Source organism: Nocardia shimofusensis NBRC 100134, assembly GCF_001613125.1.
Taxonomy (GTDB): domain Bacteria; phylum Actinomycetota; class Actinomycetes; order Mycobacteriales; family Mycobacteriaceae; genus Nocardia; species Nocardia shimofusensis.
Map to the genome: position 1 here is coordinate 104202 of NZ_BDBT01000023.1, position 13684 is coordinate 117885.

At 69.4% G+C, this 13684-nt stretch carries 12 protein-coding genes; 10 read left to right on the top strand and 2 right to left on the bottom strand.

Annotated features, from left to right (window positions below; translation table 11 throughout):
* Positions 1-13 precede the first annotated feature (13 nt).
* Genes NS3_RS20645 through NS3_RS20670 form a run of 6 tightly spaced genes read left to right on the top strand, consistent with a single transcriptional unit; the run spans position 14 to position 5852 of the window.
* Entirely contained in the window at positions 14-1219 is a 1206-nt protein-coding gene (locus tag NS3_RS20645) for a cytochrome P450 (protein ID WP_067862240.1), read from the top strand.
* Positions 1220-2023, top strand: coding sequence for an SDR family oxidoreductase (locus tag NS3_RS20650; protein WP_067862242.1), 804 nt, complete (start codon positions 1220-1222; stop codon positions 2021-2023).
* The gene (locus tag NS3_RS20655; protein WP_067862244.1) at positions 2020-2244 is read left to right on the top strand and encodes a ferredoxin; all 225 of its coding nucleotides are present in this window, start codon (positions 2020-2022) and stop codon (positions 2242-2244) included. Before NS3_RS20650 ends, NS3_RS20655 begins: the two co-directional genes overlap by 4 nt.
* Positions 2244-3476, top strand: coding sequence for a hypothetical protein (locus tag NS3_RS20660; RefSeq protein WP_067862246.1), 1233 nt, complete (start codon positions 2244-2246; stop codon positions 3474-3476). Before NS3_RS20655 ends, NS3_RS20660 begins: the two co-directional genes overlap by 1 nt.
* Positions 3477-3504: 28 nt before the next feature.
* A complete protein-coding gene (locus tag NS3_RS20665; RefSeq protein WP_067862248.1) occupies positions 3505-4614 on the top strand; it encodes an NAD(P)H-dependent amine dehydrogenase family protein in 1110 nt (369 codons plus the stop codon).
* Positions 4615-4625: 11 nt separating this feature from the next.
* Entirely contained in the window at positions 4626-5852 is a 1227-nt protein-coding gene (locus NS3_RS20670) for a cytochrome P450 (protein WP_067862297.1), read from the top strand.
* Positions 5853-6005: 153 nt separating this feature from the next.
* On the opposite strand, the gene cyp51 is transcribed toward NS3_RS20670, so the two are convergent.
* Complete coding sequence (cyp51, locus tag NS3_RS20675; protein ID WP_067862250.1) at positions 6006-7364, bottom strand: lanosterol 14-alpha demethylase; 1359 nt, start codon at positions 7362-7364, stop codon at positions 6006-6008.
* Positions 7365-7536: 172 nt separating this feature from the next.
* On the opposite strand from cyp51, the gene NS3_RS20680 reads away from it, so the two are divergent.
* The 4 genes from NS3_RS20680 to NS3_RS20695 all read left to right on the top strand — a co-directional run bounded on the left by NS3_RS20680 (position 7537) and on the right by NS3_RS20695 (position 11953).
* The gene (locus NS3_RS20680) at positions 7537-8715 is read left to right on the top strand and encodes an MCE family protein (RefSeq protein ID WP_157101446.1); all 1179 of its coding nucleotides are present in this window, start codon (positions 7537-7539) and stop codon (positions 8713-8715) included.
* A gap of 99 nt (positions 8716-8814) precedes the next feature.
* Positions 8815-9699 (top strand): SDR family NAD(P)-dependent oxidoreductase, encoded by an 885-nt coding sequence (locus NS3_RS20685; RefSeq protein WP_157101444.1) that lies wholly within the window; start codon positions 8815-8817, stop codon positions 9697-9699.
* Positions 9696-10847, top strand: coding sequence for a TIGR03857 family LLM class F420-dependent oxidoreductase (locus tag NS3_RS20690; RefSeq protein WP_084495777.1), 1152 nt, complete (start codon positions 9696-9698; stop codon positions 10845-10847). Before NS3_RS20685 ends, NS3_RS20690 begins: the two co-directional genes overlap by 4 nt.
* Positions 10844-11953, top strand: a complete 1110-nt coding sequence (locus NS3_RS20695) for a phosphotransferase (RefSeq protein WP_067862254.1) — start codon at positions 10844-10846, stop codon at positions 11951-11953. The genes NS3_RS20690 and NS3_RS20695 overlap by 4 nt, the downstream gene beginning before the upstream one ends.
* 35 nt (positions 11954-11988) lie before the next feature.
* Here the strand turns inward: NS3_RS20695 and NS3_RS20700 are convergent, their stop codons facing one another.
* Positions 11989-13683 (bottom strand): hydroxysqualene dehydroxylase, encoded by a 1695-nt coding sequence (locus NS3_RS20700; RefSeq protein ID WP_084495778.1) that lies wholly within the window; start codon positions 13681-13683, stop codon positions 11989-11991.
* Between the last annotated feature and the right edge of the window lies 1 nt (position 13684).

Here is a 13684-nt window from a genome sequence, read left to right on the forward strand (position 1 = left end):
GGGGGTCCGTGCGATGACCGCGGCGTCGGTGGAACCATTGACATTCGATCCGTACGACTACTCGTTCCACGAGAACCCGTACCCGATCTACGCCCGGCTGCGCGCCGAGGCGCCGCTGTACCACAATCCCGACCTGGACTTCTGGGCGTTGTCCCGGCACGCGGACGTCATGGCGGCCTTCCGTGACGCGGGCCGGTTCTCCAGCGCCAACGGGGTCTCGCTCGATCCCGCCGCGTGGGGTCCGCACGCGCATCGCACCATGTCGTTCCTGGCGATGGACGATCCGCGGCACATGCGCATGCGCAAGCTCGTCTACAAGGGCTTCACCCCGCGCCGCGTCGCCGAGATGGAGACGCGGATCAGGGAGATCACCCTGGAGTATCTCGGTCCCGCGCTCGAGCGCGGCAGTCTCGACTGGATCGACGACTTCGCGGGCAAGCTGCCGATGGACGTGATCTCGGAGCTGATGGGCGTGCCCGAGTCCGACCGCGCCGAGGTCCGGCGGCTGGCCGATCTGGTGGTGCACCGCGAGGACGGGGTGCTCGACGTGCCCGACGCGGCGATCGACGCCTCGCTTCGCCTGGTCGGCTACTACGCCGACATGGTGAAGGACCGGCGCGTGCAGCCCACCGACGATCTGACCTCGGCGCTGTTGGACGCCGAGATCGACGGCGACTCGCTGTCCGACGACGAGATCATCGGCTTCATGTTCCTGATGGTGGTCGCGGGCAACGAGACCACCACCAAACTGCTCGGCAACGCGGTGTACTGGGCGGGGCGCAACCCGGCCGAGCTCGCCAAGGTCGTCGCCGATCCGGAGCGGGTGCCGGAGTGGGTGGAGGAGACGCTGCGCTACGACACCTCGAGTCAGATGGTGGCGCGCTGCCCGACGGTCGACATCGAGCTGCACGGCGGGGTCATCCCGGCCGGCTCGAAGGTGCTGCTGCTCATCGGCTCGGCCAACCGGGATTCGGCGGCCTTCGACGACGCCGACTCCTACCGGCTGGACCGCACCGGCACCAGCGCCCTGGCCAGCTTCGGCGCGGGCGTGCACTTCTGCCTCGGTGCGCACTTGGCGCGCCTGGAGGCCAATGTCGCGCTGCGTGAGTTCCTCACGCGGGTGCGTGATTACGAGGTCGTGACCGAAGGCGTCGAGCGCGTGCACTCGACCAACGTGCGCGGCTTCGCCCATCTGCCGATCACCGTGGAGGTGCGCTGAATGCCTCGTTTCGAACCCCATCCGACGATCCGCCCCGCGGTGATCGCGGGCGCGTCCTCGGGCATCGGCGCGGCCACCGCGGTGGCACTGGCCCAGCTCGGTCACCCGGTGGCCCTGGGCGCGCGCCGGGTGGAGCTGTGTGAGGAGCTGGCCGAGAAGATCCGCGCCGACGGTGGCGCCGCCATCGCGCATCGCCTGGACGTGCTCGACAGCGACTCGGTCGAGGAGTTCGTGACCGCCGCCGAGGCCGCCCACGGCCCGACCGAGATGCTGGTCTCCGGGGCGGGCGACATCGAGTTCGGCCCGGTCGGCGAGATGCCCACCGAGGACTTCCTGAAGCAGGTGCAGGTGCATCTGGTGGGCGCGCACCGGATGGTGCACCGGGTGCTGCCGGGGATGCTGGAGCGGCAGCGCGGCGACATCGTGCTCATCAGTTCCGACTGCGCCGATCTCCCGCGCCCGCAGACCGGCGCCTACAGCGCGGCCAAGGCAGGGGTCGAGGCGATGGTGACGCAGATGCGGATGGAGCTGGAGGGCACCGGCATCCGCGCCTCGCTGGTGCGGCCCGGACCGACCCAGACCGGCATGGGCCTGACCTCGCCCGCCGAACGGGTCGGACCGATGCTCGAGGCCTGGCAGAAGTGGGGCTTCGCCCGGCATCCGTACTTCCTGCGCGCCTCGCAGCTGGCCGACGCGGTGGTCGCGGTGGTCAGTGCCCCGCGTGGCGCGCATCTGGTGCTGGTCGAGGTGCAGCCGGAGGCGCCGATCGCGCCGCGTCCCGCCGCGACCGGGGACGCGCCGTGAGGATCGTCGTCGACCTGGATCTGTGTCAGGGCCACGCCGCCTGCCAAGCCGAAGCGCCCGGCATCTTCTCCGTGCCCAAGCGCGGTCAGGTCGAGATCCTCGATCCCACGCCGGGGCCGGATCGGCGCGAGGAGGTCGCGAACGCGATCCGGTACTGCCCGACCCAAGCCCTGTCGCTCGTCGAGGACGAGTCCGGCACCGGATCGAAAGGTGCGAAGTGATGGTCTTCCGGTCGTTGTCACGCGACACCCTGGCCGCGCTGGTGCCCGAACTGCTGCTGTGCGGGCACCTCATCGACCGCTGCGGCATGGCGTACACCATCGCCGCCTTCGGCCGGGAAGGCATGGCGGGCGTGGCGATCGAGGAATGGCAGACCGCCAGCCCGGTCTACACCCGCCGCATGCAGCGCGCGCTCGGCTTCGTCGGCGACGGCGTCGACACCATCTTCAAGGGCATGCAGCTCGAGATCGGCGCCCCTCCGCAGTTCATGGACTTCCGGTACCGGGTCCACGATCACGACCACGGGGAGTTCTGGCTCGACCACTGCGGTGCGCTGGCCGACGTGGAGCCGATGGGGGAGGAGTTCGTCGTGGCGATGTGTCACGACATCGAGGACCCCACCTTCGACGCCACCGCGCTGGCGACCAACCCGCGCGCGCAGGTCCGCCCGATCCACCGTCCGCCCCGGGCCCCCGCCGATCGGAAACCGGTGTGCGCGTGGACGGTCACCATCGACGCCTCGCACGAGCCGCCCGCGATCCCGCCGAACTCCGATGTGTTGGCCGATTCCGCTGCCGCGCACGTCGTTCTGGACCCCATCGACCCGGACGACGTCGGTCAGGGCGACTACGCCGGTCCGCTGCTGAGCGATCTGCGCTTCGGCGACTTCTCCCATTCGGCGCTGGCGCGCATCGCGGGCGAGGTGTGCCTGCAACAGCACCTGCTGACCCTGGGTTTCCGCATCGCGGTGCGCGCCAGAACCGGGGAGGACGAGGCGCGCGACATCGTGCGCAAGCAGTTCACCGGAATCGCGGGACTCACCGCGGAGCGACTGCGGCGTTGCCTGGGAGCCGGCGACGACGGCGCGGGCCTGGCCGCGGTCCTGTCGGTGCACCCGGCGCTGAATCCGGTGCCCTACACCGGTGTCGAGGTCTCCCGCGACGGCGAGGGCGTGCGACTGCACATCCCCGCCGACAGCGGCGCCCGGACCGACGGCACCTGGCCGTCGATGCTCGACGTGGACCACCTCGCCCCGCTGAACGCACTGGCCCGCGGCGTGAACCCGCGCTACGTCGCGAGCGCCGTCCAGGCGGCCGATGGTCTCACGGTCGATTTCACGCTGGCCGATCAGCCGTTCGCGGAGGCATCGGAGGTCGCTGTGACCCGCTTCAGCACCGGCGCCGACTTCGCCTTCGCCGACCGTGGGAAGCCGTTGCCGCTCACCGTGCTGTGAGGCGGCAGGTGTTCGGACAGCGAGGCGAATGACGATGACAGACAACAGAATCCGCGTCATCCAGTGGGCCACCGGGGGAGTCGGGCAGGCCGCCGTCGAGGGCGTGCTCGACCACCCCGGCCTCGATCTGGTCGGCGTATGGGTGCACAGCGAGGACAAGGACGGCGTCGACGCCGGTGCGCTGATCGGGCGCGCCGACACCGGGATACGCGCGACCACCGATGTGGCGGCGCTGCTGGCCCTGCCCGCCGACTGCGTGATCTACAGTCCGCTCCGAGCCGACACCGCGGTCATGCGGGCGATCCTGGCATCGGGCAAGAACATGGTCACCCCGCTCGGCTGGTTCCATCCGCCCGGCGCGCAGCGCGAGAAGTTCGACGCGGTGTGCCGGGACGCCGGAGTCAGCCTGCACGGCACCGGCATCCACCCCGGCGGCATGACCGACAAACTGCCGATCGTGCTCTCGGCCTTCTCCGGCTCGATCACCGAGGTGCACGCGCACGAGTTCTCCGACATCCGCACCTACGGCGCACCGGAGGTCGTGCGCGACTGGATGCGCTTCGGCGCCACGCCGGAGGAGGCGACCGGCGGATTCATGGCGGGCATGCTCGCCGGCGGCTACGGGCAGTCGGTGCGGCTGGTCGGCGAGATGCTCGGCATCGATCTCGACGACGACCTGCGCACCGTGCACGAGGTCGCCGTCGCCACCGCTCCCATCGATTCCCCGATCGGTCCCATCCAGCCGGGCCGGGTGGCCGCGCAGCGCATCCGGTGGCAGGGCACCGTCGACGGGAACCCGGTGGTGACCGTCGGGGTGAACTGGCTGATGGGCGAGAAGAACCTCGAGCCGGCCTGGGAGTTCGGCCCCGCAGGCGAGCGCTACGACATCCGCATCGTCGGCGACCCAGGCGCGCACGCGGTGATCACCGGCATGCATGCCGAGAAGCCACGCCTGTCCGCGGAGAACACCACCGCGCTGACCCGCCACCCCGGCATCGTGGCCACCGCCGTGCACTGCGTGAACTCGGTGCCCGCGGTGGTCGCGGCGGAACCGGGCGTGCGCACCTATCGCGACCTACCCCTGCTGGGCGGATTCGCGCACCCCGGCATCGCTACACACTCCAGGAGGCAGATTTGAGCGAGGACGAGATGAACTCACCGTCGTTGCCCGTGGGTTTCGACTTCACCGACCCGGCGCTCTGGGCCGACCGCAGGCCGGTGGAGGAGTTCGCCCTGCTGCGCCGCACCGCGCCGGTGTGGTGGAACGCCCAATCCGACGAGGACTCCGGCGGATTCCACGACGGCGGCTACTGGGTGGTCAGCAAACTCGACGACATCAAGGAGATCTCGCGTAACCCCGAGGTCTTCTCCTCCCAGCTCAAGGGCTCGATCATCCGGCTGCCGGGCGACATCACCCCCGCGCAGATGAACGAGACCGGCGCGCTGCTGCTGAACATGGACCCGCCCAAGCACTCCAAGATCCGCCGCATCATCTCCAAGGGCTTCACCCCGCGCGCGGTCGAGAGCCTGCGCGCGGCGCTCACCGAACGCGCCGAGCGGATCGTGCACGAGGCGAAGAAGGAGGGCAGCGGCGACTTCGTCGAGCAGGTCGCCTGCGAGTTGCCGTTGCAGGCGATCGCGGAACTGCTCGGCGTCCCGCAGGAGGACCGGCGCAAGGTCTTCGACTGGTCGAACCAGATGCTCAATTACGACGACCCGGAATTCGGCGATCCGGCCATGGCCTCGGCCGAAGTCCTCGGCTACGCCTGGAACATGGCCGAGCAGCGCCGGACCTGTCCCGCCGACGACATCGTCACCGAGCTCATCCAGGCCGACATCGACGGCGAGGCACTGGCATCCGACGAGTTCGGTTTCTTCGTGATCCTGCTGTCGGTGGCGGGCAACGAGACCACCCGCAACGCCATCACCCACGGCATGAAGGCCTTCGTGGACCATCCCGACCAGTGGGAGAGGTTCAAGGCCGAGCGTCCGCGCACCGCGCCCGACGAGATCGTGCGCTGGGCGACGCCGGTGACGGTCTTCCAACGGACCGCCACCCGGGACGTGGAACTGGGCGGGCAACTGATCGAGAAAGGCCAGCGGGTCGGATTGTTCTACGGCTCGGCCAATTTCGACGAGGACGGCTTCGACGAACCGTTCGCCTTCGACATCGGCCGCAACCCCAATCCGCACGTCGGCTTCGGCGGTACCGGCACGCATTACTGCGTCGGCGCCAACCTGGCCCGGCTCGAGATCGACCTGATGTTCAACGCGATCGCCGACGCCATGCCGAACCTGCGCCAGCTGTCCGAGCCGGTCCGGTTGGCCAACGGCTGGATCAACGGCATCAAGAGTTGGCAGGTCGCCTACGGGTAGAGCAGTCCGGTGGTGTGCCGGTCGGTCCAGGCGCGCCACCGGACTGTCCGCGTCGTCACCGGGACGGAAGCTCCCAGCACCGGCTCCGCGGCGGTCGTCGATCGGGGCGGACACCTCTGCCGAGTTCCCCCCGATCGACCACGGCCCAGGCCCTCAGGCGGTCTCGGTGCGGCGGCGGTAGCGAACCCGGCACGGCTGCTGCAACTGCACGACCATCTTGGAGTGGTCGTTGCGGTAGCTCTCCGACGGCTGCGCCATCTCGAACTCCCAGTCCCGCAACAGGATCGAGAAGATCGCCTTGAGCTGCATGAGCGCGAACGCCGCGCCGACGCAGCGGTGCCTGCCCGCGCCGAACGGGATCCAGGTCCAGCGGTTGACCAGATCGGCCTGGTTGGGGTCGATGTAGCGGCCCGGATCGAAGGCGTCCGGATCCGGGAAGTCCTCGGGCAGCCGGTTGGAGATCGCCGGCGTCGCGGCCACGTGGTCGCCCTTGGTGATGTGATGCCCGCACACCTCGAAATCGCCCTGCGCGACGCGCATCAGGATGATCAGCGGCGGATGCAGCCGCAGGGTTTCCTTGAGCGTCGCCTCCAGCAACGGGATCTGGCGCAGCGCGTGGAAGCTCACGTCCTGGCCGTCGGTGTAGATCTCGTCGAGTTCGGCGGTGACCCGGCTCAGCAGCTCGGGGTGGCGCAGCAGTTCGATGACCGTCCATGCCGCGGTGCCCGAGGTGGTGTGGTGGCCGGCGAACATCATCGAGATGAAGATGCCGGTGATCTCGCTGGCCGAGAATCGCGCACCGCCGTCGTCGCCGGGCACCGAGACCAGCACATCGAGCAGGTCGCGGTCGGCTTTGTCGGTGGGCGGGTTGGCGGCGCGCTGGTCCATGATCTGCTGCACCAGCTCGACCAGGGCGGCGCGCGCTTCGTCGCGTTTGCGGAAGCTCTCGATCGGAGCGTAGGGATCGACGTAGGCCAGCGCGTCGGTGCCCTGCTCGAGCTCGTGATAGAGCCTGGCGAACCGCTCGTCGAGCTCGTTGCGGAACTTCACGCCGATCAGGCACGCCGAGGAGGTGTAGATGGTGAGCTCGGCGAAGAACTCGAGCAGGTCGATCTCGCCCTCGTCGCCCCAGGTCGCCAGCATGCGTTCGACCTCGGCGGAGATGGTGCTCGCGTGCCCGCGCATCTGCTCCGCGCGCAGGGCCGAATTGTGCAGCATCTCCTTGCGGCGTTCCGGACTGGCGTCGAACACCACGCCGTCGCCGAAGATCGGCTTCATGAACGGGTAGGCCGCGGCCTGATCCATGTCCTCGTCTCCCGCGCGGAAGAAGAACTCGTTGGCCTCGGCGCCGCTGAGCAGGATGACCTGCTTGCCCGCCAGCTCGAACGCGCCGACATCGCCGCACTCGGCCCGCACGCGCCGCATCAGGGCGATCGGGTCGGTGCGGAACTCCTCGAGGTGCCCGTGTTCGTGCTCCCCGCCGGAGACTCGCTGTGGTTTCACCAGAGTCATCGGAATTCCTTCCACAGATACCTGTCCAATTCACATGATGGACACGTGTCTGGACAGTACTATGACCAACGGGAACCGGGCAAGACAGTCGCGGTAGACCGCGTACCGGCGCCCTCGCGAGAGGTGAACAGTGGACCCACGTCAGCACAGCCACCGACATCGGCACGCCACCCTGCACAGGGTCTGGCAGGTGCTACGCCTGAAAGCGGCGGGTCTGGTGTTCGTGGCGGCGGGAGTCGTCGTGATCCTGCTGGCCCTGGCGGCGTTCACCGGGCGCTTTCAGAACACCGCCGTGGTGGCCGTGGACGTCCCGCGCAGCGGCCTGGTGCTCGACCCCGATGCCGAGGTCCGGATGCGTGGCGTGGAGATCGGCCGGGTGGCCGCCATCGAGCCCGCCTCCGACCGGGTGCGCTTGACCCTGGAGCTCGATCCGGCGCTGATGCGGATGGTGCCGGACAACGCCCTGGTCGACATCCGTTCGACCACCGTGTTCGGCGCGAAGTACGTCAATTTCGTCGATCCGCCGCAGCCTTCGGCGACATCGCTGAGCGAAGGCGCGCTGATCCGCGCCGAAGCCGTGACCGTCGAGTTCAACACGCTGTTCCAGCGGCTGTCGACGATCCTCGGGCGGATCGAACCCTCGAAGCTCAACGCCACGCTGGCCGCCCTCGGTCAGGCGCTGCAAGGCCGTGGCGCCACACTCGGCGAATTGCTGGAACGCGCCGATGCCTACCTGCGTGAGATGAATCCGCTGTTGCCCACCCTGCGCGCCGACATGGCGGCCACCGCGCAGGTCACCGGCATCTACGCCGACACCACATCGGATCTGCTGCGTACGGTGGACAACGCCACCGTCACCTCGGCCGCCCTCGCCGATCACAGCGCCGATTTCGACGAGGTGCTGATGAATGTGACCGGCTTGGCGCAGACCGTGGGCACGGTGCTCTCCGAGAACGAACAGAATCTCGCCGACTCCCTGGCTCTGCTCGCCCCGGCCACCGCGTTGCTGCACCGGTACAGTCCGGCGTTGAACTGCGTGGTGAACGCCGTCGTCACCGTGCTGCCGCAAGGCGAGGCGGTCTTCGGCGGCAACCAGCCCGGAGCGGCCTTCAACACCAACTTCATGTTCGGCGCGGAGCCGTACAAGTACCCGGAGGACCTGCCGAAGGTGAACGCCACCGGCGGCCCGGACTGTACCGGCTTGGTCGACCGGGCGCCGGGTGCGCATTCGGACTACGTCGTCACCGACACCAACGAGGGTATGCCGTTCGTGCCGTCCACCTCGAGTCAGTGGATCAACGATCCGCAGACGGTTTTCGAGGTCTTCTTCGGCAAACTGCTCGGCCGGTGATGTCCCCGACCAGAACGCCGACATCCGTGCGACGCCACCGGCGAGGGTCCGGGCATCTGCGCGATTCCACAACTATCAACGGCAGGGAGTGACCTCGGTATGAGCGAGTCGGGATCGATGCGCGCGGCGGTGGTGGTCGGCGGAACCCGGGGGATCGGCTTCGAAGTAGCGGCGAAAATGGCGCAGGCGGGTGCGGGCGTCGTGGTGAACGGGCGTGACGACGCCGCGGTGGACGAGGCGGTCGCGAAGCTGACCGCGGCCGGACACCGGGCGGTCGGCGTGGCCGGTTCGGCAGCCGAGGACGTGGTGGCCGAACGCGCCGTGCGGACCTGCGTGGAAAGCTTCGGCGCCGTCGACGTACTGGTGAACTGCGCGGGCACCGCCGAACCCGAGGGCTCCTCGATCCTGAATGTGTCCACCGAGCAATGGCGTTCGCTGCTGGACGCGCACCTGACGACCGCGTTCGCCACCTGCCGGGCAGCCGCCCCGCTCATGGTCGCCCGAGGCGGCGGCTCGATCGTGAACACCAGTTCCTTCGCCTACCTCGGCGACTACGGCGGTACCGGCTACGCGGCGGGCAAGGGCGCGGTGACCAGCCTGACGCTGGCCATCGCCGCGGAACTGAAAGAGCACGGGGTCCGCGCCAATGTGGTGTGTCCCGGCGCGCGGACCCGGCTGTCGAGTGGACCCGAATACGAAGCGAAGATCCGGGAACTGCACCGGCGCGGGCTGCTCGACGAGCTGTCCATGCGCGGCGCGCTCGACGCTCCGCCCGCGGAGTACGCCGCCCAGCTGTACCTGTTTCTCGCCGGGCCGCGCGCCCGCGAGGTGACGGGCCAGATCTTCATCGCGGCAGGCAATTTCGTGGGCCGTTTCGACCGCCCGACGCCCTCGATCCTCGGCTACCGCGACCACACCGACGCCCCACCGTGGGACCTGGACGAACTCCACCGCATGATCGTGCCCGACGTGGTTCGCCGATGAGCGTCGACCAGGGGGACGCGGAACCCGGGAGAGCCGCACCACCTCAGCCGAGATCGCCGAGCGCGCAGCGTTTCCCGGAACTCGGGTGCTACGGCCTGGCGGGTCACGTGACGACGGCGCGGACCCTGCTCGACGAGGTGCGCATCGCGGAGGATCTGGGCTTGGGCTCGATCTTCCTCTCCGAGCGGTTCAACACCAAGGAAGCGATCGCGATGGCCGGCGCCGCGGGCGCGGTCAGTTCCCGCATCGGCATCGGCACAGCGGCCACCAACCACAACACTCGCCATCCCGTCGTGACCGCCGCCGCCGCGGTCACCCTGCACCGGCTCACCGAAGGCCGCTACGCACTCGGCCTCGGTCGCGGCTTCGACCTGTACTTCGACGTCCTCGGCCTGCCGCGCGTCACCTCGGCGCAATTGACCGACATCGCCGGAATCTATCGCACCCTCTGGCGCGGCGGCACTCTCGTCGGACACGACGGCCCGGCGGGCCGGTATCCGCTCCTGCGCCTGGACACAGACCTCGACGAGGACATCCCCATCCTGCTCACCGCCATCGGTGACAACACTCTCCGTCTGGCAGGCCGCATCGCCGACGGGGTCGTCCTGCACACCTTCTTCACCGACGAGACCACCGCCCGCGCCGTGCGGATCGTTCGGGCGGCCGCCGAATCCGCCGGTCGCGATCCGGCGTCCGTACGCATCTGGTCGGTGCTGGTCACCGTGGACGACTCCGTCGAGGAATCCTCGCGACTGCGCAAACTCGCCGGCCGGCTCGGCACCTACCTCCAGGGGTACGGCGACGTGCTGGTCACCGCGAATCGCTGGGACCCCGAGGTACTGCGACGTTTCCGCATCGATCCCGCGGTCACCGGATGCTCCGGCGCGATCGACGCGGTGGCCGACGAGCCGACCCTGCGCGCTGTGCGCGACCTGCTGCCCGAATCCTGGCTGGCGGCCTCGGCCACCGGCACCCCCGAGCAGTGCGCCGCCCGCATCGCCGACCAGTTCGCGGCGGGCGTCGACGGCGTGATCCTGCACGGTGCCGCCCCCACCGAACTCACCCGGGTAGTCGCGGCATGGGACCGGCGTCGCCCGGCGCAGCGTTTCGCCGCACTGCCCGCCAATCCGGGAAGGCCCATCACATGACATCGACCGATGCGCCGGATTCCGGCGTGCCCGGCTCCGCCGACGTGGCACTCACCGCCGACGACCTCACACCCGAGTGGCTGACTGCCGCCCTGGGCCGCCCTGTCCGCACCGCCCGCGCTGTGGCGGTCGGCACCGGCCAGATCGGCACCGTCTATCGCGTCTTCCTCGAAGGCGACGGCGTTCCCGGACAGATCCTGGCCAAGCTCCCCGCCGCCGACCCCGCCGCCCGCGCCATGCTCGCCGGCGCCTACCGCCAGGAAATCCTGTTCTACACCCGCTTGGCGGATACCGTCTCGGTCCGCGCACCCCACTGCTATTACGCGCGAAGCCGAGGCGACTGTTCCGAATTCACCCTCCTGCTCGAGGACATGGCACCCGCCCGGCCGGGCGACCAACTCGCCGGCTGCGGCCTCCCCGATGCCGAAGCCGCGGTTCGCAACCTGGCTGCGCTGCACGCCCCCCGCTGGTGCGACCCGACCCTGCTCGACGAACAAGGCCTGTCCCGCACTACTCCCGAGGAAGCCGCGATGCTCGCCGAGTACTACGGCCCCGCCCTCGACACCTTCCTCGACCGCATCGGCGACCGCCTCGATCCGGCCGACGCGGACACCCTGCGCGGTTGCGTCGAGCACAGCGCGGCCTGGCTCCTCGCACGCCCGGAACGCTTCGCTCTCGTCCACGGCGACTATCGCCTCGACAATCTGCTCTTCGCGGCCCGGTCGGCGCCGGTCTTCGGCGCCGGACCCGTGGCCGACGTCGAGTCCGTGGAAGTGACAGCCGTCGACTGGCAGACCCTCGGCCTGGCGCTACCCGCCCGCGACCTGGCCTTCTTCATCGGCACCTCGTTGGACCCCGAATCACGCAGGCGGCACGAGCGCCGTCTGGTCGAGCAGTACTGGCGGGCCCTCGGCGTCTGCGGCTATACCGTCGAACAATGCTGGCAGGACTACGTTTTCGCGCTTCCGCAGGGCTCGCTGATCGCGGTATTCGGCGCGGCTTTCGGTACCCCGAGCCCTCGTGGCGACGCCATGTTCGCCGCGATGACCCGCCGCAGCTGCGCCGCCATCCGGGAGCTGTCCGCCCTGGGCGCCGAGCCGGCCTGACCAGCCGACGCGAACCGCCCACCCGAAAAGGCCGCCTACACGAGATCCAGCAGATGAGGCAGCCTCGCTCGATACCTGTCGGCGTCCACCGCCTTGGCCGCCTCGAAGATCGGCAGCCGCACCAGCGGGAACACCGGCGCCCGCGGACCGGGGTCGCCCGCGGCGTCCATGATCGCGTTGGCCGCGGTGCGGCCGGACTCGTTGGCGCCCTCCATGGTGGCCAGGTCGATGTGGTTGCGCACGTGGTCGCCGCCGAAGAACAGGTTGGGGACGGCGCAGTGCGAATGCGGCCGATGGGCATAGGAACCGACCGTGTTGACCAGCAGCGGGGTGGCGTTGTCGATCGCGCCGTCGTTCCAGGTGATGCCCGGGTCGAGATGCCAGGAGTGCACGTCCTCGTCGCGCAGCCAGCCGGTTCCGGTATTGAGCCATTCCTTCAGCTGGGCCCAGGTCTCGGCCGCGATCTCGGTCTTGGTGCACTGCTTGGCGGTCTTACCGTAGAGGATGCCGGGTGTGTCCCAGTCGGAGATGTCGACCGACAGGCATTCGCGCACGCTGCCGTCGCCGTACCTGCTCGCGAAATCGCCTACCCACATCGGGGCCTGCCGCAGCGCGGTCAACGCCCACGGTGTGCCGAGCGCGGCGACGTGCCCCTCGGGCAGTTCGGTCGGGGTGCGCAGGTAGTACTGGATGCCGACCATCCAATCCACGATCAGGTGCCGCATTCCCGCCAGGCTCGGATCGGCGTCGAGCACGGCATTGTTCAGCAGCGGGACGGTGCGCTCGACCGGCGCGGCGCACAGATACCAGTCGGCGGTCACCGTGTTCGATCCGGCCGAGCCCGACGTGCGCACCGCACTGATCAGCCCGCCACGCATCTCGATGTGGCTCGCGCCCTGACCCATCACGAATCGCACGCCGCGGGCGCGCAGATACTCCACCCACGGGTCGATCCACGCCTCGTTGGTCGGCCGGTTGAGGATGCGGTCGATGCCGCCGGAGTACTCCGGGATCAACCCGGTGCCCGCGAGCACGAGCGCCTCGCCGATGGTGCCGATGGTGCGCGCCGAACTCATATGCGGCTTGGCGGCGACGGTGATCCTGGTCAGCGCGGAGACCAGGTAGTCGCGGTAGGCCGGGGACTTGCCGTCGGCGCGCAATGCCTGTTCCCAGGTCATGTGCTCCCACTGCCCGAACCGGCGCTCCTCGCAGGAGGTGAACCACATCATCATCTGCTTGCCGAAGAAGGCCAGCTCGGTGGGCGGCAGCTCGGGGATGAAGCTCAATCCGCCGATGATGCTGTTCTGCAACCGCTGCGGCGTCAGCTGGTCGATCGCGCCGAGCTCGACCGGCACGAAGATCGGCGGTTTGCCCCGGAAGCCGGCCACCGTGCCCTCGACCCGGATCAGGTTGTCCGCCACACCGTTCGGATTGCCGGGGAACGGAATGCGGCTCATCAGCTCGGGGATGTTCTGATAGCACCCGGGGAAGAAGCGGAACCCGTGCTCACCCGGCAGGTCGAGGCGCCCACCGCCCGCGGTGCCCGGCACCGGCATACTGCGCGCCTTGCCGCCCAGGAAGGACGGTTCGTACACGGTGACCTGGTAGCCGCGTTCGACCAGCTCATGGGCGGCCGACAGACCGGCCACGCCGCCGCCGAACACCGCCACCGTGCGACCGCCGCCCGTGCGTAGCCAGGGCGTGCGCCGTGAGTCGGTCGCGTTCGCCACC